An 18282-nucleotide genomic window follows, 5' to 3' on the forward strand; every position below is an offset into this window, starting at 1 on the left:
ATGATAGGTGTTCCCTTGCGTTTAAAGACTGCAGCCGCACTTGTGCTGCTCGGCCTCCTGACACTTTTGGCCGGTATCGGCCAGAAGACCATCTGGGCCCCTTCCGAGACATTTACGGCGTCCGCGCCGGCCGACGCTACGGCTGCCCCGTTGACCGTCTTCGACCAGAAGCTGCGGACACTCCACGGCGGAACCGTCAAGATCGATGTCCAGGGCGACGGCAACTTCATGCTTGCCGCGGGCCGGCCCGACGACGTCGAGGCATGGGTGGGTACCGCTGCCCACAACACCATCACGGGAACGTCCGAGGACGGCAAGTCCCTGCAGGTTGAACATACCGACGGTGAAGCCACGGCACCCAACCCTGCAGGATCCGACCTTTGGGTCACCACGGAGAACGCCAGCGGTGAGCTCGAATACTCCTGGACGCCTCCGGCAGACGGCGACTGGACGTTGCTGCTGGCCGCTGACGGAACCAAGGCTGCTCCCGCGACTGTTTCGATGACCTTCCCTAACGACACCGCCACTCCCTGGGCCATCCCGCTGATGGTCCTCGGCGGACTGCTCATCCTTGGCGGGATTGTCCTCGCAGTGCTCTCGGCCCGCCGGCGCGACGGTGACGGCGACGGCGAGGGCAGCGGATTCGCCCAGCGTGCCCGTGCACGCAAGCAGGCCCGCACCTCCTCCAGGGTCACCATGGCGGCCGCCGGCGTGGCCGCGGCGGTACTGGCCGGCACGGGAACTGCCACCGCCGCCACATCGCCTGCACCTTCTCCCACAGGCTCGGCCTCGGCGCCGGCCGCCCAGGGTGGAAACGCCGCCCCCGTCCTGCTCGACGTGCAGTTCCGCCGCATCCTGGAGCAGGTGTCCAGTGCTGTCGACGCCGGCGACGCGGCCAAGGATGCTGCCAAGCTGGCGGACCGCGTGGGCGGCACGGAGCTGGAAGTCCGGACCTCGAACTACAAGATCCGCTCGCAGGTGGGCTCGTATGAGGCCCGCATGCCGGTCCGGTCCACCAAGCTCCTGACGACGGCGGTCACCACGGACCGTGGATGGCCGCGCTCGGTCCTCGCCGTTTCCCAGGGCGATGGCAACGTGGTTCCCCAGCTCCTGACCCTGGTCCAGAAGTCTCCGCGGGAAAACTACAAGCTCATGGAGACTACGCCGCTCCAGCCGGGCACCACGTTCCCCGCCATCAGCCGGAACGGGACCGAGACGGTGGAAGCCAAGGACAAGACGGGCCTGCTGTACACCGGGGAAGAGGCCCTGTCGGGCTTGGCCGACCGGCTCAGCAATGCCGATTCGGCCTTCAAGGACAAGATCGTGGAAGGCGAGTCCTCGCCGTACATTGCCGATACCCTGTCCTACCAGGCCGAGGTGGTCAAGGCCGGCGAAAACGGAAACTTCTCCTTCACCCACAAAGTGGCTCCCGAAGGCACCGTGGTGTTCCGCACCGAGGATGGCGGCGCACTGGTGCTGGGCCGCATCAACTTCGGCTTCGAAGGAACCCCGAAGGCCGCCGGGGACAAGCTCTCCATTGGTGACGACGCTGCAGCCCTGGCCGGAGGCAAGGAAACCACCACCGGCATGGTCCTGAGCTTCGCCGAGTCGGTGGCGGTCTATGTGCCGCCGGCGGGGTCCTCCGATCCCATGAAGCTTGTGGCAGCAACCCGCGGGCTCGTGGGCGCCAGCTTCAAGTAACCGCCCGCACCAAGTAGTCCCATTACCGCAGTACCACCGGCAGCGGCCGCAGTGGCTAGAGTGGGAAGCATGAGTTCGCCTGCTTCCCGTCCAGTCCCTCCGGCCGCTGCCAACCTGCTTAACCTGCGCGGCGCCGTCGATCTTTCCAGCCTGAAGCAACGCCCCGCCGCTCCGTCGCCGTCTGCGGCCCCGCCGTCGCAGGATGCCCCGGCGGGCCCCTCGGCGGCCGGTGGGACAGGTGGTCCAGAAAATGGCCCCGAGCTGCGGGTCGAGGTGACGGAGCAGAACTTCCAGCAGCTGGTGGAGCTCTCCGCGCAGGTGCCGGTGGTCTTCGCCCTGTGGGCTCCGTATTCCCCGGAATCTGCTGCGGCCCTTGAGGTCCTGGACCGTGTGGTGGCCGGCTACGGCGGCCGGCTGGTTTTGGGCGCCGCGGACATCGAAGCGTTCCCCCAGCTTGCCCAGGCCTTCCAGGTCCAGGCAGTGCCCACCGCCGTGGCCGTCCTGAAGGGACAGCCGGTTCCCCTCTTCCAGGGCCACGCCGAGGAAGAGCAGGTTCGCAGCCTTTTCGACGAGCTGTTGAAGGTTGCCGCTGCCAACGGTGTCACCGGCAGCCTGAACGCCGGAGACGGCGGCGAACCGGAAGAAGCGCCGTTGCCACCGCTGCACCAGGCCGCGTATGACGCCATCGAAGCGGGGGACTACGCTTCGGCGGCAGAAGCGTACCGGCAGGCCCTTAACGAGATGCCGTCCGATCACGAGGCCAAGGCCGGCCTGGCGCAGGTGGAGCTGATGGCCAGGCTGCAGGCGGTGTCCGCCCAGGACACCGAGGCCGTCCGGTCGCTGGCTGCCAACGAGCCTGACAACATTGAAGCGCAGCTGGGCGTCGCGGACCTTGATGTCGCCGGAGGCCACATTGAGGATGGGCTGAACCGCGTGGTGGCCTTTATCGGCCGGAACTTCGGCCCGGAACGCGAGACCGCGCGGGTGCGGCTGCTGGAGCTGTTCGACGTCGTGGGGGCCTCGGACGAACGCGTGGCCAAGGCGCGCCAGGCGCTGGCGAGGGTGCTCTTCTAGTGCCGGCGCTCTTCGAGCCGCTGAAGCTGAGGTCACTGGAACTGCAGCACCGGGGCTGGGTGTCGCCTATGTGCCAGTACAGTTGCGACGCCGACGCCGCCCCGGGAGTTCCCAATGACTGGCACCTGATGCATTTGGGCTCCTTTGCCGCCGGCGGGGCCGCGCTGATCCTCACCGAGGCGGCAGCAGTGAACCCCGAAGGCCGCATCAGCCCGCGCGATGCCGGCATCTGGAACGACGATCAGGTGCAGGCCTGGCGGCGGATTACCTCGTTCGTGCACCAGCACGGCACCGGCGGGACCAGGATCGGCGTCCAGTTGGCCCACGCCGGCCGGAAGGCGTCCACGTTCTGGCCATTTTCCGGCCGGCGCGGGACGGTGCCCGAAGCCGAGGGCGGCTGGACCACGGTAGCCCCGTCGGCAATCGCATTCGAGGGGTACGACACTCCGGCCGCCATGACCGGGGACCAGATCCAGGCAGTGATTGCGGACTTCGCCGCTGCCGCGGCCCGGGCGGTGGACGCCGGCTTCGACACTGTGGAGATCCACGGGGCGCACGGCTACCTGCTGCACCAGTTCCAGAGCCCCTTGAGCAATACCCGTGACGACGAATGGGGCGGCGACGAGGAACGGCGGAACCGCCTGATGCTTGCCGTCATTGATGCCGTCCGGGCCGCCATCCCTGACTCGATGCCGCTCCTGCTGCGGATTTCCGCCAGCGACTGGGCTCCGGGCGGCATCGACCTGCCGGAGTCTGTCCGCCTGGCGCGCCAGGCCGCGGAGCATGGCGTGGACCTGATCGACGTTTCCAGCGGGGGAGCGGTGGCCCACCAGGAAATCACCGTGGGCCCGGGCTACCAAACCGGATTCGCTGCCGCCATCCGTGAGGAAGCCGGAGTGCCCACCGGCACCGTGGGCCTCCTGACCTCCGCCGGGCAGGCGGAGCACGCAGTGGCCACTGGCCAGGCGGATGCAGTGCTGATTGCCAGGGCGGCGCTCCGCGATCCGCACTGGTGGCTTCGTGCGGCCTTCGAGCTGGGCCATGACCTGCCGTGGGTTCCGCAGTATGAGCGCGCCATTCCGCGGCGCTCGTTCTGAACGGCATGCCGTGAACGGGCAGTCCGGGCCGAAGCCCTCGGATGACGCGGCACATCGCGGCGCCGCCCCATCCGGCAGGTCAGCCTCCGGCTCTCCCAGTTCCGAGCCCACCGGCAAGGAACTGGAGGCTGCCATCCTGAAGCTGCTGGCCTCCCGGGCAGCCTCATCCACCATTTGCCCGTCCGATGCCGCCCGCGCCGTGGGCGGCGAGCACTGGCGGGGTTTGATGGAGCCGGTCCGCCAGGCCGCCCGCCGGCTGGTTGACGCCGGCGACGTCGAGGTCACCCAGGGCGGTTCCGTGGTGGATCCGGGCACCGCCAAAGGCCCCATCCGCATCCGGAAGGTCCCCTAGCCACCCGCCCACGGCCGCCGTCGTACGCCTTTGTCGCTACTCCTCCGGGAGGACCCCAGGGGCGGCACCTGCGGGCTAGTCTGGCTTCATGACTGCTCCGCAACCGCATCCGGCGCTTCCACCCACCCCTGCCGGCCCACCCCCTGGCGGGGCCGTTCCGGCCCTGTCCATCCGGGGGCTGGCCAAGCGTTTTGGCACCAAGATCGCCGTGGACGGAATCAGCCTCGATGTCCCGGCCGGCTCGTTCTACGGCATCGTGGGTCCCAACGGCGCCGGCAAGACCACCACCTTGTCGATGGCGACGGGGCTTCTCCGCCCGGACTTCGGCACGGCCCTGGTGCACGGCGTCGACGTATGGGCCAATCCCCTCGAAGCCAAAAGGCTGATGGGCATCCTCCCGGATGGCGTCCGTCTCTTCGACCGCCTCACCGGAGAACAGCTCATCACCTATGCCGGGCTGCTGCGCGGCATGGACCGCGCGGTGGTGGCCTCCCGGGTGGGCGAGCTGCTCGCTGCCATGGACCTGGCCCAGGACGCCGGCACCCTGGTAGTGGACTACTCGGCCGGCATGACCAAGAAGATCGCCCTCGCCTCGGCACTGATCCACGCCCCGAGGCTCCTGGTCCTTGATGAGCCTTTTGAAGCCGTGGACCCTGTCTCGGCGTCGAATATCCGGTCAATCCTGGACAGCTACGTCGCCTCGGGCGGAACAGTCATTGTCTCCAGCCATGTGATGGACCTGGTGCAGCGCATGTGCGACCACGTGGCAGTGGTGGCCGACGGCCGCCTGCTGGCTGCCGGGACCGTTGACGAAGTCCGCGCCGGAGCCTCCCTGGAAGACCGGTTCGTCCAGCTGGTGGGCGGCCGGAGCCACACGGAAGGGCTGGAATGGTTGCGCACCTCCTAAGGCTCAAGCTGACACTGCTGCGCAACGGACTCAAGCGCAGCCCCTGGCAAATCGTGGGAATTGCCTTTGGCGCCCTCTACGCCGTGGGAATCGTCGCGGCGCTGGTGGTCGCGCAGATCATGGTGGGGCGCGAAAGCCACGAAATTGCACAGACTGCCGTGGTGCTGGGCGGATCCATCGCCATCCTTGGGTGGGGGCTCATCCCGGTGGCCGTCTCCTCTGCCGACATGACCCTGGACCCGCTGCGGTTCACCACCTTCGCCGTGCCCATGCGTCAGCTGCTGGCCGGCCTCGCACTGGGCGGGCTGATTGGTATTCCCGGGGTGGCCACCGCACTGGTGGGTCTGGCCACGGTGGCCACCTGGTCACGGGGCGTCCTTTCGGCCGGCGCCGCACTGGTGGGGGCTGTCCTGGGAATCCTGACTTGCATCATCCTGTCCAAGGTGGTGACCACCGCCACGGCCAGCCTCGCCTCGTCCCGCCGCTTCAAGGACATCAGCGGCGTGGTCTTCATGATTCCGCTGATCCTGCTGGGGCCCATCGTGGCAGGCGTGGCACAAGGCATCAGCGCCTCGGCGGCGTTCCTGCCGGACTTTGCCCGTGCCCTTGCGTGGACGCCGCTGGGTGCGGCCTGGTCCCTTGGCGGAGACATTGACGCCGGTCAACCCGGCGCCGCCGGACTGAAACTGCTGATCGCCGCCGCAACGCTGGCAGGCCTTACCTGGTGCTGGAAAGTCCTCCTGGAACGCGCGCTGGTCAACCCGCCCTACGCGGGCGGTGGAAGCCGGAAGGGCGGAAAGCTGGGGATGTTCGCGCTGCTGCCGCCAACACCCACCGGAGCCGTAACAGCCCGTTCACTCACGTACTGGCTGCGGGACCCCCGCTACGGCGGATCGCTTATTGTCATTCCGCTGCTGGCCGTGGTGCTGTTCTTCCAGGCCAGCCAGGGGGACAGCTTTGGCGCCCTTTCCGTGCTCGGCCCGCTCACGGCTTTCCTCATGGCCTGGTCCATTTCTGCAGACATCTCCTATGACAACACCGCCTTCGCCCTCCACCTGGCCACCGGAGTCAGGGGAACCGCAGACCGCCTGGGCCGTGCACTGGCGTGCCTGATCCTCTCCGTCCCGGTGGTGCTGGCCTTCACGGTAGTGCCTTTTGCGTTCACCGGGTCATGGGAGTGGCTGCCGGGCGTGCTGGGCCTGTCACTGGGCATGCTGCTCAGCGGGCTCGGACTGTCATCCGTGGTGTCCGCCCGGTACAACATCGCCGTTCCGCTGCCGGGCGACAGCCCGTTCAAGAAGCCGCCGGGAAATGTTGGCCAGACCATGCTGGTGCAATTCGGCGGCATGGGTGTGCTGGCCCTCCTTGTCATTCCGGAGGCCGCGCTGCTCATCGTGCAGAGCGTCACGGGTAATCCGTTCTTCGGGTGGCTGAACCTTGGCGTAGGCCTGACCCTGGGGCTGGTACTTTTTGTGGTGGGCGTCAGGGTTGGCGGCCGCTGGCTGGAAGCACGCGGTCCGGAAATGCTGGCCCAACTCACTGTGAACCGTTGATCCACCACCCCCGAAGGACGGCCTGATGTGGAAGTTGTAATACTTGGCGGCAGCCGTCCCATCGGAAAGCTGGCGGCTGACGCCATCGAAGAGCTGTTGCGGCGCAAACCGGACGCTGTGCTGGGGCTGGCCACCGGGTCCTCGCCCCTGCCCGTCTACGAGGAGCTGGCCTCGCGCCACGCAACAGGACTGGATTTCAGCCGGGCGTCAGGCTTCGCCCTCGATGAATATGTGGGACTGCCAGAGGGGCACCCCGAGCAGTACCGGAACGTGATCCGCCGCGAATTCACGGACCGGATCAATATCGACCCCGCCAACGTCCATTCGCCGGACGGCTCGGCCGCGGACATCCCGGCAGCCTGCGATGCCTATGAAGCCGCCATCGCCGATGCCGGGGGCGTGGACCTGCAGCTGCTGGGCGTTGGCACCGACGGCCATATCGGTTTCAATGAGCCCGGGTCCTCCTTCGCCTCGCGCACCCGGATCAAGAGCCTGATCGAACAGACCCGCAAGGACAACGCGCGGTTCTTCTCCAGCCTGGCGGACGTTCCGCACCACGTGATCACGCAGGGCCTGGGCACCATCATGGACGCCCGGCACGTGATCCTGATCGCAACCGGCGCCCAGAAGGCACAGGCGGTCCGGGACTTCGTGGAGGGGCCCGTCGCTGCGATCTGCCCGGCGTCGGTCCTGCAGTTCCACCCGCATGCCACCGTCCTGGTGGACGAGGCCGCCGCTTCGGCCCTGAAACTCGCCGATTTCTACCGGCACACCTATGACAACAAACCCTCCTGGCAGGGCATTTAGGGTCGCCTCCCGCACGCGGGCGCGTCGCGGGAACGTACGACGCCGGGCTTCACCGTGGTGCGTCCGGCCCCGGGAACGTGCCCCCGGGCGCCGCGCCGCCGGTCGGACGCTGCCCTGCCGGAAAGGCTAAGATGGTTGGCATGACTAGCATGACGGACCCTCTCGAAAACGACCCGATGCGCGAGCTTTCCGGGGCTGGAACGTCCACGGCCACCATTGAGCGCGAGGAACTGCGCCAAGAGGTCGAACCGGGGGACCGGGAGCGCTTTTCGCACTATGTCCGCAAGGAAAAGATCATGGAGTCGGCGCTGAGCGGTGAGCCCGTCATCGCGCTGTGCGGCAAGGTCTGGACGCCGGGCCGGGATCCGAAGAAGTTCCCGGTGTGCCCCACATGCAAAGAGGTCTACGAGGGACTTCGCCCGGGCAACGACGGCGGCAAGGGTCCCGGAGGGGACTCAGGCAGCAACAAGTAGTGACGGAGACGCTCTTTGGCGGCCCCACCCTGCCCCCGGCCTATCCGGAACGCGCAGCCTGGGGAACCGCCCCGAAACTCCGTGCCTGGCAGCAGGAGGCCCTTGACCTCTACCTGGCCAAAAGCCCCCGCGATTTCCTTGCGGTAGCAACGCCCGGCGCCGGTAAGACCACCTTCGCCCTGCGCATCGCCTCAACGCTCATCGATTCCGGTGCGGTAAACCGCGTGACCATCGTGGCGCCCACCGACCACCTCAAGCGGCAGTGGGCTGACGCTGCGGCCAAGGTGGGCATCGCGATCGACCCCAACTTCAAGAACTCGGACGGCCAGCACGGCCGCGGGTTCATCGGTGTTGCTGTCACGTACGCCCAGGTGGCCAGCAAGCCGATGCTGCACCGCGCCAAGACGGAGGCCGCCCGCACCCTGGTGATCCTGGACGAGATCCACCACGGTGGCGAAGCCCTGTCCTGGGGCGATGGGCTGCGGGAGGCCTTCGACCCCGCGATCCGCCGGCTGTCCCTGACCGGAACACCGTTCCGTTCGGACACCTCGCCCATTCCGTTCGTGGAGTACGCCGAGGACCGTGACGGCATCAGGCGCTCCAAAGCCGACTACACCTATGGCTATGGCAACGCCCTGCGCGACCATGTGGTCCGGCCCGTGATGTTCATGGCGTATTCCGGCCAGATGCGCTGGCGTACCAGTGCCGGTGAGGAGATGGCGGCGTCCCTGGGCGAGGCTGCCGTCACGAAGGACATCACCTCGCACGCCTGGCGGACAGCACTGAACCCGGCCGGCGAGTGGATCCCCGCCGTCTTGGCGGGCGCGGACAGGCGGCTCAGCGAGGTGCGCCGCACGGTGCCCGATGCCGGCGGCCTGGTGATCGCCACGGACCACGAGGACGCCCGGGCCTACGCCGGGCAGCTGAAGCGGATCACGGGTGAGTCGCCCACGGTGATCCTCTCCGATGATGCCAAGGCCTCGAGCAAGATCGAGGAGTTTACCGCGAGCGAAAAGCGGTGGATGGTGGCTGTCCGGATGGTGTCCGAAGGCGTTGACGTGCCGCGGCTTTCCGTCGGTGTGTACGCAACGTCCACGTCCACGCCGCTGTTCTTCGCCCAGGCTGTGGGGCGTTTCGTGCGTGCCCGCAAACGCGGCGAAACTGCCTCAGTGTTCCTGCCGTCCGTCCCCACGCTGATGGCGCTGGCAAACTCCATGGAAATGGAGCGGGACCACGCCCTGGACCGGCCGGAGAAAGAAGACGGCGACGGCCTGTTCAACCCCGAGGACTCGCTGATGGCCGAGGCCAACCGGGAAGACAAAGCCTCGGACAGCCTCACCAAGGGCAAGTTCGAGGCACTGGACTCTCAAGCATCTTTCGACAGGGTCCTGTTCGACGGTGGCGAGTTCGGCACCGGCGGCGAGGTGGGGTCCGACGACGAGATGGACTTCCTGGGCATCCCCGGGCTCCTGGACGCCGAGCAGGTGGGCACGCTGCTGCGGCAGCGCCAGCATGATCAGCTGAACCGGAAGAACCGGAAGGGGCCGGCAGCGGCGGAAACCGTTATTCCCGCCGTACCGGACCACAGGATGCTGATGGACCTGCGGAACGAGCTGGCGAAAAACGTGGCCGCATGGGCGGCCCGGACCGGCACTCCGCACGGCATGGTGCATACCAAGCTTCGCACCGTCTGCGGCGGTCCACCCGTGGCCCAGGCCAACGAGGAACAGCTGCAGGCGCGGCTGCGGAAGCTCCAGGACTGGTTCGTCGGCCGCAAGTAGCGGTCAGCCAAACAGGAATGGCCGGGCCCGAAGGCCCGGCCATTCCTGGAGGTTCCGGCTCTCAGGCGACGTCCACGCCGCCGAGTTCCATCTCCGCCACGGTCTCTTCCAGGTCATCGGCAATGCCCGCCGTAAGGGACCGGACCACTGTGACCGAGTATCCTGCCTGGACGGCGTCGAGGGAGGTGGCCAGCACGCAGTAGTCCGTGGCGATGCCCACCACCACAACGTCCTCAACGTCATGGCTTTGCAGCCAGTCGTCGAGGCCAACGGCGTCCCCGTCCGGCTCAAGGTCGTCGCCTGTTGAACCGGCCTGGCGCTCCCCGGTGGGGACGGCGTCCTCGGGTGCCAGCAGTCCCTCGAAGCCCGAGTACGCGGCAGCGTACTGGCCCTTCCGGAAATACGCCTCGATGTATTCGGTGTCCAGATCCGGGTGGAGGTCCGCGCCGCGGGTGCCCGCCACGCAGTGAGCCGGCCAGCTGTCCTTGAAATCAGGGGTTTCCGAAAAGTGCCCGCCGGGATCGATGTGCCAGTCCTGGGTGGCCACAATGTGGTCGAATTCGCTGTGGTGGGCGTCGACGTATTCGCTGATGGCGCCGGCCACGGCTGCGCCTCCCTCGACGGCAAGCGAACCGCCCTCGCAGAAGTCGTTCTGGACGTCGACGATAATCAGTGCGCGTGACATCAGTCCTCCTCAGTGGTCTTCGTAGATGGTGGGGATTGCTGCCTCGCCGCGCTGCAGCCGGTTGACCACCGGCGGCAGTTCGGCCATGGAATCGGCGTGCCGCCGGGCCGCCCGGACCACTCCTTCGTGCCCGGTCCAGCCGGGAAGGAGCTCGCCGTTCTTCATGAACTGTTGCAGCAGGGGACGGTCGTTCCCGTCGTCTTCGGGGCGGTGGCCCACGCCCACCACCTCCGCCGTAGCCGTGCCGCGGCTGTCCAGCTTACGCAGCGCATATTTGCGCCCGCCCACGCTGGCCTTGTTCTTGGCGGCCTTGGCCACGGAGACGTACGCGCCGTCGTCGTCGGTGCGGCTGACCAGTTTGTAGACCATGCTGGCAGTGGGAGCGCCCGAACCGGTGACAAGCGACGTGCCCACACCGTATGCGTCCACCGGAGCGGACTGCAGGGCGGCGATGGCGTACTCGTCGAGATCGGACGTGACCATGATCTTGGTGTTCTCGTTGCCGAGGTCGTCCAGAAGCCGGCGGACCCACTGGGCCTGGGCCACGAGGTCGCCCGAGTCCAGCCGCACCGCACCCAGCCGGGGACCCGCAATGTCCACGGCCGTGCGGACGGCCTGTTCGACGTCGTACGTGTCCACCAGGAGGGAGGTACCCTCGCCGAGGGAAGCGATCTGCGCCTCGAAGGCCTCTCGCTCGGTGTCATGCAGCAGCGTGAAGGAGTGCGCGGCGGTACCCACTGTCCTGATGCCGTACCGGATGCCGGCCTCGAGGTTGGAGGTGCTGCCAAACCCGGCGATCACGGCGGCACGCGCGGCCGAAGCAGCCGCTTCCTCGTGGGTGCGCCGCGACCCCATCTCAATGCAGGGGCGCCCGCCGGCGGCGCTGACCATGCGCGATGCGGCGGAAGCGATGGCGCTGTCGTGGTTGAGGACAGACAGGATGTACGTCTCCAGCATGCAGGCTTCGGCGAACGTGCCTTCGACGATCAGGATGGGGGAGTTGGGGAAGTAGGCTTCACCCTCCGCGTAGCCCCAGATGTCGCCGGAGAACCGGTAGGAGGACAGGTACTCCAGCGTGGTGTCATCCACCACGTTGGTGCGGGCCAGGAAATCCAGCTCCGCCTCGCCGAAACGGAAGTTGGCGATCCCCTCCAGCAGCCGGCCGGTGCCTGCCACGATGCCGTACCTGCGGCCGTCCGGGAGCCGCCGGGCAAATGCCTCGAACACCGATTTGCGGTGCGCCGCGCCGGAATGGAGCGAAGCCTGCAGCATGGTCAGCTCGTAGTGGTCTGTATAAAAGGACGTGCGGGGATGGTCCCAGCCGGCAGAGGTACTCACGAAAATCACTCTAGTCCCCACCGGCTCCCTCGTCTCGCTGCGCTTCGACGTGGGGCCCTCGCCGGCGTGGGCCCATCCCGCCCATAGAATGGACAGATGAGCATTAGCGTTGCGCCCGGCCCTGATACGCAGGAGGGCACCCGGACCGGAACAGCGGAGTCCACAGACACCCTGGCCGCCCCGGACATCCCCTGGAACCTGGTGATCTGGAACGATCCCGTCAACCTCATGAGCTACGTCAGCTACGTTTTCCAAAGTTATTTCGGATATTCGGAGACCAAGGCGAACAAGCTCATGATGGAGGTCCACAAGAAGGGCCGGTCCATCGTGACGCACGGCAGCAAGGAACAGGTGGAGCGCCACGCGGTGGCCATGCACGGCTTCGGCTTGTGGGCCACCGTGGAAAAGGCAAGCGGCACGTCCGGGAACCAGGGCCGGGGCAAGGGGAAACGTGGCTAAGGCATTCAAGTACGGACTCAAGGGCATCACCGGATTCCTGGAACCAACCGAGCGCGAACTCCTGCGGAGCCTGATTGCCGATGTCATCTCCATGCTGCAGCCGGAGGAACGCGAAGGCCAGGACCCGCTGGCGGCACTCATCGGACTGGACATGGACGTGGTAGAGCCCACCGACCGTGCGGTCAGGCGGTTGCTGCCGAACGTGGTCAAGGACGACGGCGCCGCCTCACTGGAATTCCGCCAGCTCACCGAGCGCTCGCTGCGGGAAACCAAGATCGGAGCCCTGCGGGCCGCGGCGCTTGACCTCGACAAGGACGAAATCGTGCTGACCACCGAGGGCGCGAAGCACTGGTCCACGGCGCTGAACGACGTCCGCCTGGTACTGGCCGAGCGGCTGGACATCCGCGACGAACAGGATGCCGAGCACGTCCACCTGATGCAGGACTGGTCCCAGGCCGAAGACGTGGAAAGCTACCTGGCGCTGGTGTACAACTTCACCACCTGGCTGCAGGAATCCCTGGTGCAGGCCATGCTGCAGTCCATGGAAAGCCGCCGTTGAGCGGCCGCCGCCGCGCCGGCAGCCGGGCCTGTGACACATCAGACACGAGTTCCAGGCCACAACATGATGGCTGAGGCTTCAGGGAAGACCTATCCTCGAATAATCATGACAACAGCCTCGAGCAAGGAGCCGTCAGTGGTCGCTGCACAGGCGTCCGCAGCCAGCGACCTTCCCGCAGCGGCGCTGGAAACCCGGCCCATCGGCGTTTTCGATTCCGGCGTAGGCGGCCTCACGGTGGCCCGCTCCATCATCGACCAGCTGCCCAACGAGTCCATCCTTTACGTCGGGGATACAGCACACGGGCCCTACGGACCGCTGCCCATCGCCGAAGTCCGCGCCAATGCCCTGGGCGTCATGGACGAACTGGTGGACTCCGGCGTCAAGCTGCTCACCATAGCCTGCAACTCGGCGTCGGCCGCTGTGCTCCGGGACGCCCGCGAGCGGTACACGGCCAAGTACGGCATCCCCGTCATCGAAGTCATCCAGCCGGCCGTCCGCCGCGCCGTAGCGGCCACCCGCTCCGGGCGCGTCGGCGTCATCGGCACCTCCGCCACCGTCGGCTCCCGGGCCTACGAGGACACCTTCGCCGCAGCCCCGGACCTGCACATCACCTCCGTGGCCTGCCCTGAGTTCGTCAGCTACGTCGAAGCCGGCATCACCACCGGGCCGGAGCTGCTGGCCGTCGCCGAGGAGTACCTCGCACCCCTGAAGGCCTCGGGAGTGGACACCGTGGTGCTGGGCTGCACCCACTACCCGCTGCTGACCGGCGTCATCTCCTATGTCATGGGGGCGGATGTCACCCTCGTTTCCAGCGCCGAGGAAACGGCCAAGGATGTCTACCGTGCCCTGGCTACGAACAACCTGCAGCGCACGGCGGCAACCCCGCCGGAGCACCATTTCGTGGCCACCGGCGACGCCGCGCAGTTCGAAACCCTGGCCCGGCGGTTCCTCGGACCCGAGGTGCTGTCCGTCCGCCACGTGGACCACGTTGCTGCGCAGTACCCTACGGGAAGCCTGGCCCGCATCACGCCGGAGATGATCGCCGCTGCCCAGAGCGCACGGACCCGGCCGCGGATCTCCAATTTCGTGGACCGCGCCCTCGCGGACACCGGCCCCGGCGGCAGCACCGGGGGGACCGGCCTGTGAAGCTCACCATCGTCGGCTGCACCGGCTCGTTCCCCGGCCCCGGATCCCCGGCATCCTGCTACCTCCTGACCGCCACCGACGGGGAGCGGACCTGGAAAGTGGTCATGGACCTCGGCAGCGGTGCCCTGGGCGCCATCCAGCGCTACACGGACCTTGAGGATATCGACGCGATCTTCCTCACCCACCTGCACCCGGACCACTGCATGGACCTGTGCGGACTGCACGTCGCCGTCCGCTGGAAGCCCGGTGGCTGGGACCGCGGACGCATTCCCGTCTGGGGACCCGCCGCCACCGCTGACCGGATGGCCACTGCGTACGGGCTGGACCTGGACCCCGGGATGCACGAGGAATTCGACTTCACCAACTGGAGCGAACGCCGGCCCGTGACGGTGGGCCCCTTCACGGTGACGCCTTACGCCGTGAACCATCCCGTGGAGGAGGCGTACGCGCTTCGGGTGGAGGTGGTGGAACCGGACAAGGACGGCAACCCGGTGGCCCGGACGCTCACCTACTCGGGGGACACGGACTCCTGCCCCGGGCTGGAAGAGGCAGCGAAGAACGCCGACCTGTTCCTGTGCGAGGCGGCCTTTGAGGAAGGCCGCGACGACGGGATCAAGGACGTCCACCTCACCGGCAAGCGCGCCGGCGAAGCAGCAGCGGCTGCGAATGCCCGCAGGCTCCTGCTGACCCACATCCCCGTCTGGACCTCGCAGACCACCGTCATGGCAGAAGCGCGCCCGGTTTTCCCGGGTGACGTGGCCGTGGCCGTGGCAGGAGTGCACTACACCATCTAGCGGCCCGTCGAGCATGCCCGGCTGCCGGGGCGGACCCTGCCCTTGGCACTCGATAAGCTAAAGGCATGACTTCTGAAGCAACTGCAGTGCCCATTGTGCGCGCCGACGGCCGCGCCCCCGACCAGCTCCGGCCCATCAGCATCACCCGCGGATGGTCCAACCAGGCTGAAGGTTCGGCGCTGATCGAATTCGGCAACACCAGGGTCCTGTGCACGGCTTCCCTGACCGCCGGGGTCCCGCGCTGGCTCAAGGGGGAGGGCAGGGGCTGGGTCACCGCCGAATACGCCATGCTCCCGCGCGCCACCAACACCCGCTCCGACCGGGAATCCGTCAAGGGCAAGATCGGCGGCCGCACCCATGAGATCTCCCGGCTGATCGGCCGGTCCCTGCGCTCGATCATCGACACCAAGGCCCTGGGCGAGAACACCATCGTGCTGGACTGCGACGTCCTGCAGGCCGACGGCGGCACCCGGACCGCGGCGATCACCGGCGCCTACGTGGCCCTCGCCGATGCCATCCGCTTCGCCCGCGACAACAAGCTGATCGCGCGGAACGCCCAGCCGCTGACCGACACCATCGCTGCCGTGTCCGTGGGCATCATCGACGGCGTTCCCATGCTGGACCTGCCCTACGTCGAGGACGTCCGGGCCGAGACGGACATGAACGTGGTGGTCACCGGGTCCGGTAAATTCGTGGAGGTCCAGGGCACCGCCGAGGGCGCGCCCTTCGACCGTGACGAACTGAACCAGCTCCTGGACCTGGCGCTGCTGGGCACCACCCAGCTCGCGGCCATCCAGCGCGAGACGCTGGCGGACACCCTGTGAGTGCAGGGGCCACCCCGCGGCTGGTCCTCGCCACGCACAACAAGGGCAAGCTGCGGGAGCTGCGCGAACTCCTGCGCGGCCAGGTACCAGGGCTCGACGTCGATACCCAGGTGGTCGATGCGGCGGCAGCGGGTGCGCCGGACGTCGTCGAAACGGGCGTCACCTTTGCGGAAAACTCGCTGCTGAAGGCCCGCGCCGTGGCCGCCGCCACCGGCCTGGTGGCCATCGCCGATGACTCGGGGCTCGCCGTCGACGTCATGGGCGGCGCGCCGGGCATCTTCTCCGCGCGGTGGTCCGGCAAACATGGCGACGACGAAGCCAACCTCCATCTCCTCCTGGGCCAGCTCTCCGACGTGCCGGACCAGCACCGCGGTGCCGCATTCGTCTGTGCGGCGGCCCTGGCTGTCCCGGCAGTCGAGGAGGAGGACACACGCGAGGTGGTGGAGTACGGGCAGCTCGAGGGCGTCCTGCTGCGCGAGCCCCGCGGGGCCGGCGGCTTCGGTTATGACCCCATCCTGCAGCCGGCCGGCCACGACCGCAGCTGTGCTGAACTGTCGGCCGCGGAGAAGAACGCCATCAGCCACCGCGGCAAGGCCTTCCGTGCCCTGCTGCCGGCCATCGTGGCGGCACTGGAATCGCAGCCGGCCTGACGCAGGTCTGGCCGGGAACCTCCCGGAAATGTGCACGAAAAAGGCGCGGTCCTCATGGTGGGACCGCGCCTTTCGCCATCCGGCTACTGAGGGTGGCGGGGGGTCTTGTGTTCGTCCTCCGGTGTGTGTTCCTCGATGAACTCGTCAACGGCGTCGGTACCGTAGGCCTGGGCCTGGCGCTTGGCGGACATGCCGCGAAGGACCTCGATGCCGATGGGCAGCACCGATACGAGCACGATGACGATGAAGATGATATCCAGGTTGTCGCGCACCCACGGGACCTTGTCGCCGAGGAGGAAGCCGAGCAGCGTCACGCCGCCGCCCCACAGCAGCGCACCGATGACGTTGTAGAGGAAGAATTTCTTCTTATCCATCTGGGCCACGCCCACGATGACCGGCACGAAGGTCCGGATGATGGGGACGAAGCGGGCCAGGATCAGCGCCTTGCCGCCGTGCTTTTCGAAGAACGCGTGGGCGTTCTCCACGTTTTCCCGCTTGAACAGCCGCGAATTCGGCTTGTTGAAGATGGCCGGGCCGGCCTTGGACCCGATGAAGTAGCCCGTCTGGTTGCCGATGATGGCCGAGATCACAATCAGCAGGGCAAGCAGCCACACGTTGAACTTGATGGTGTCCGTGGCAACCAGCAGGCCTGCAGTGAACAGCATGGAATCGCCGGGGAGGAAGAATCCCACCAGCAGGCCGGTTTCCGCGAAGACGATGCCGCACACCAGCAGGACCACCCACGGCGCCAGGGCAGGATCAGCCAGGAAGATCTGGGGGTTCAGCCAGTCGGGGAGGAAGGAAGCCAGCTGCGGCTGGACCGGTCCTGCACCGCCCAGCATGGACACAGCAAGGTGGTTCATCAGGGGAAAGTTCACCCTTCAAGGGTACTTGACGGGCCTGCGCCGGGCGGTCCGGACGGGCCGGAAGCCTGTCGGGTCCGGACGCCTTCCGGCGGTAAGGTTGCAGGCGTGGGTTTGGACTTTACGGCGATAGACTTTGAAACGGCGAACGGCTTCAGGGGCTCTCCCTGCGCAGTGGGCCTGACGAAAGTCCGCGGCGGCAAGGTGGTTGAGGAAGCTGCGTGGCTGATGCGGCCACCGGCCGACCATGACCACTTCGAATACCACAACGTGCGGATCCACGGCATCACCGCCGCGGACGTTGCGGGCCGTCCCCGCTTCGGTGATTTGTTTCCTGAAATCGGGGCCTTCATCGGCGATGACGTGCTGGCCGCCCACAACGCCGCCTTCGACCTGGGCGTGATCCGCTCGGCCCTGGAGGTCTCCGGACTTCCCGGCCCCGCGTACGACTACGTCTGCACCGTGATGCTGTCCCGGCGGTGCTACTCCCTGGTGTCCAACTCCCTGCCGTTCGCGGCGGAGGAGGCCGGCGTCCCGCTGCTCCGGCACCACGACGCCGCAGAGGATGCCCGGGCCTGCGCCGGAATCCTGATCGACATTGCCCGGCGCAACGGCGCGAACAGCCTGGCTGAGCTCTATCTTTCACTGGGGCTTGTGATGCCCCGGCAGCACGCGTTCGATCCGGCGGTGGACCAGCTGTCCAAGCAAAGCCTGACCGCCCTTGCCGGCGGGTCGGGCAACGGGGCTGCGCTGGTCCGGCCCTTCCAGTCCGGCTGGCCGGACGAAGGCCCCAACCCGGAGCCCAACCCGGACGCGGAACCCGGCCATCCCCTCTACGGGCAGACCGTCGTCTTCACCGGTCAGTTGTCCATTGGGCGGCCGGAGGCGAAGGTCCGCTCCGCCGAGGCTGGTGCCCGGACCGAAAGCCGGGTGACCGGCCGGACCACAGTCCTGGTGGTGGGTGACGGATTCGTCGCCGCGGACCTCCGTTCCGGGCGGCTGACGGGCAAGGCCCGCAGGGTGCTGGAGCTCCACGACCGCGGCCAGGCCATTGAGGTGCTGTCCGAGGGTGAGTTCCTGCAGATGGTGGGGAGCATGGCGGGGGCAGCAACCGCGTAGCCTCCCTACAGGCCCGGCGGCCGCCCCGGCAGGCGAAGCGGCGTTGCCGAACCTCCGGGAGTTCACGGGAAGCAACAATCCTTCCTCCCGGTGGCGGCCC

General features: G+C 67.5%; 19 protein-coding genes. 16 read left to right on the forward strand and 3 right to left on the reverse strand.

Features of this window, described 5'->3' with window-relative positions; translation table 11 throughout:
• The 9 genes from ACFV4R_RS01550 (at position 1) to ACFV4R_RS01590 (ending at position 9745) form a co-directional block, all read left to right on the forward strand.
• Entirely contained in the window at positions 1–1701 is a 1701-nt protein-coding gene (locus tag ACFV4R_RS01550; RefSeq protein ID WP_377202262.1) for a hypothetical protein, read from the forward strand.
• Between the two features lie 69 nt (positions 1702–1770).
• Positions 1771–2775 (forward strand): co-chaperone YbbN, encoded by a 1005-nt coding sequence (locus ACFV4R_RS01555; protein WP_377202261.1) that lies wholly within the window; start codon positions 1771–1773, stop codon positions 2773–2775.
• Positions 2775–3872 carry an NADH:flavin oxidoreductase/NADH oxidase gene (locus tag ACFV4R_RS01560; protein ID WP_377202260.1) on the forward strand — a complete coding sequence of 366 codons (1098 nt, stop codon included), beginning with the start codon at positions 2775–2777 and terminating at the stop codon, positions 3870–3872. The genes ACFV4R_RS01555 and ACFV4R_RS01560 overlap by 1 nt, the downstream gene beginning before the upstream one ends.
• Before the next feature lie 10 nt (positions 3873–3882).
• Positions 3883–4224 (forward strand): DUF3253 domain-containing protein, encoded by a 342-nt coding sequence (locus ACFV4R_RS01565; protein WP_377202259.1) that lies wholly within the window; start codon positions 3883–3885, stop codon positions 4222–4224.
• An 88-nt stretch (positions 4225–4312) separates the two neighbouring features.
• Positions 4313–5131, forward strand: a complete 819-nt coding sequence (locus tag ACFV4R_RS01570) for an ABC transporter ATP-binding protein (protein WP_377202258.1) — start codon at positions 4313–4315, stop codon at positions 5129–5131.
• Positions 5113–6684, forward strand: coding sequence for a transporter (locus ACFV4R_RS01575; RefSeq protein ID WP_377202257.1), 1572 nt, complete (start codon positions 5113–5115; stop codon positions 6682–6684). Before ACFV4R_RS01570 ends, ACFV4R_RS01575 begins: the two co-directional genes overlap by 19 nt.
• Before the next feature lie 27 nt (positions 6685–6711).
• On the forward strand, positions 6712–7491 hold the full coding sequence (gene nagB, locus ACFV4R_RS01580) for a glucosamine-6-phosphate deaminase (RefSeq protein ID WP_377202256.1): 780 nt from the start codon (positions 6712–6714) through the stop codon (positions 7489–7491).
• A gap of 131 nt (positions 7492–7622) precedes the next feature.
• Positions 7623–7964, forward strand: a complete 342-nt coding sequence (locus ACFV4R_RS01585; protein ID WP_015937500.1) for a DUF3039 domain-containing protein — start codon at positions 7623–7625, stop codon at positions 7962–7964.
• Positions 7964–9745: a DEAD/DEAH box helicase gene (locus ACFV4R_RS01590; protein ID WP_377202255.1), complete on the forward strand. Its 1782-nt coding sequence runs from the start codon at positions 7964–7966 to the stop codon at positions 9743–9745. The genes ACFV4R_RS01585 and ACFV4R_RS01590 overlap by 1 nt, the downstream gene beginning before the upstream one ends.
• A gap of 61 nt (positions 9746–9806) precedes the next feature.
• Here ACFV4R_RS01590 and ACFV4R_RS01595 read toward each other — a convergent pair whose 3' ends face one another.
• Positions 9807–10430: an isochorismatase family protein gene (locus ACFV4R_RS01595; RefSeq protein ID WP_377202254.1), complete on the reverse strand. Its 624-nt coding sequence runs from the start codon at positions 10428–10430 to the stop codon at positions 9807–9809.
• A gap of 9 nt (positions 10431–10439) precedes the next feature.
• On the reverse strand, positions 10440–11768 hold the full coding sequence (locus ACFV4R_RS01600) for a nicotinate phosphoribosyltransferase (protein WP_377202253.1): 1329 nt from the start codon (positions 11766–11768) through the stop codon (positions 10440–10442).
• A 96-nt stretch (positions 11769–11864) separates the two neighbouring features.
• On the opposite strand from ACFV4R_RS01600, the gene clpS reads away from it, so the two are divergent.
• The 6 genes from clpS to rdgB all read left to right on the forward strand — a co-directional run bounded on the left by clpS (position 11865) and on the right by rdgB (position 16200).
• Positions 11865–12227, forward strand: coding sequence for an ATP-dependent Clp protease adapter ClpS (clpS, locus tag ACFV4R_RS01605; RefSeq protein WP_377202252.1), 363 nt, complete (start codon positions 11865–11867; stop codon positions 12225–12227).
• On the forward strand, positions 12220–12786 hold the full coding sequence (locus ACFV4R_RS01610) for a DUF2017 domain-containing protein (RefSeq protein WP_377202251.1): 567 nt from the start codon (positions 12220–12222) through the stop codon (positions 12784–12786). Before clpS ends, ACFV4R_RS01610 begins: the two co-directional genes overlap by 8 nt.
• 105 nt (positions 12787–12891) lie before the next feature.
• Positions 12892–13932, forward strand: a complete 1041-nt coding sequence (gene murI / locus ACFV4R_RS01615; protein WP_377202250.1) for a glutamate racemase — start codon at positions 12892–12894, stop codon at positions 13930–13932.
• Positions 13929–14726, forward strand: a complete 798-nt coding sequence (locus ACFV4R_RS01620) for an MBL fold metallo-hydrolase (RefSeq protein WP_056085206.1) — start codon at positions 13929–13931, stop codon at positions 14724–14726. Before murI ends, ACFV4R_RS01620 begins: the two co-directional genes overlap by 4 nt.
• Positions 14727–14791: 65 nt before the next feature.
• Complete coding sequence (gene rph, locus ACFV4R_RS01625) at positions 14792–15550, forward strand: ribonuclease PH (RefSeq protein ID WP_015937492.1); 759 nt, start codon at positions 14792–14794, stop codon at positions 15548–15550.
• On the forward strand, positions 15547–16200 hold the full coding sequence (gene rdgB, locus ACFV4R_RS01630) for an RdgB/HAM1 family non-canonical purine NTP pyrophosphatase (RefSeq protein WP_377202249.1): 654 nt from the start codon (positions 15547–15549) through the stop codon (positions 16198–16200). The genes rph and rdgB overlap by 4 nt, the downstream gene beginning before the upstream one ends.
• An 83-nt stretch (positions 16201–16283) precedes the next feature.
• On the opposite strand, the gene ACFV4R_RS01635 is transcribed toward rdgB, so the two are convergent.
• Positions 16284–17063, reverse strand: a complete 780-nt coding sequence (locus ACFV4R_RS01635; protein ID WP_377202248.1) for a DedA family protein — start codon at positions 17061–17063, stop codon at positions 16284–16286.
• Between the two features lie 108 nt (positions 17064–17171).
• Between ACFV4R_RS01635 and ACFV4R_RS01640 the strand changes: the two genes are divergently transcribed.
• The gene (locus ACFV4R_RS01640; protein WP_377202247.1) at positions 17172–18182 is read left to right on the forward strand and encodes an exonuclease domain-containing protein; all 1011 of its coding nucleotides are present in this window, start codon (positions 17172–17174) and stop codon (positions 18180–18182) included.
• Positions 18183–18282: the final 100 nt, after the last annotated feature.

The organism is Pseudarthrobacter sp. NPDC059871, assembly GCF_042731175.1.
Lineage (GTDB): Bacteria > Actinomycetota > Actinomycetes > Actinomycetales > Micrococcaceae > Arthrobacter.

What these genes read in the sequence shown, in the direction of transcription:
- ACFV4R_RS01550 (WP_377202262.1), top strand. Translation starts at nt 1, where the DNA reads ATGATAGGTGTTCCCTTGCGTTTAAAGACTGCAGCCGCACTTGTGCTG.
- ACFV4R_RS01555 (WP_377202261.1), top strand. Translation starts at nt 1,771, where the DNA reads ATGAGTTCGCCTGCTTCCCGTCCAGTCCCTCCGGCCGCTGCCAACCTG.
- ACFV4R_RS01570 (WP_377202258.1), top strand. Translation starts at nt 4,313, where the DNA reads ATGACTGCTCCGCAACCGCATCCGGCGCTTCCACCCACCCCTGCCGGC.
- ACFV4R_RS01575 (WP_377202257.1), top strand. Translation starts at nt 5,113, where the DNA reads ATGGTTGCGCACCTCCTAAGGCTCAAGCTGACACTGCTGCGCAACGGA.
- ACFV4R_RS01585 (WP_015937500.1), top strand. Translation starts at nt 7,623, where the DNA reads ATGGTTGGCATGACTAGCATGACGGACCCTCTCGAAAACGACCCGATG.
- ACFV4R_RS01595 (WP_377202254.1), bottom strand. Translation starts at nt 10,430, where the DNA reads ATGTCACGCGCACTGATTATCGTCGACGTCCAGAACGACTTCTGCGAG.
- clpS (WP_377202252.1), top strand. Translation starts at nt 11,865, where the DNA reads ATGAGCATTAGCGTTGCGCCCGGCCCTGATACGCAGGAGGGCACCCGG.
- murI (WP_377202250.1), top strand. Translation starts at nt 12,892, where the DNA reads ATGACAACAGCCTCGAGCAAGGAGCCGTCAGTGGTCGCTGCACAGGCG.
- rph (WP_015937492.1), top strand. Translation starts at nt 14,792, where the DNA reads ATGACTTCTGAAGCAACTGCAGTGCCCATTGTGCGCGCCGACGGCCGC.
- ACFV4R_RS01635 (WP_377202248.1), bottom strand. Translation starts at nt 17,063, where the DNA reads ATGAACCACCTTGCTGTGTCCATGCTGGGCGGTGCAGGACCGGTCCAG.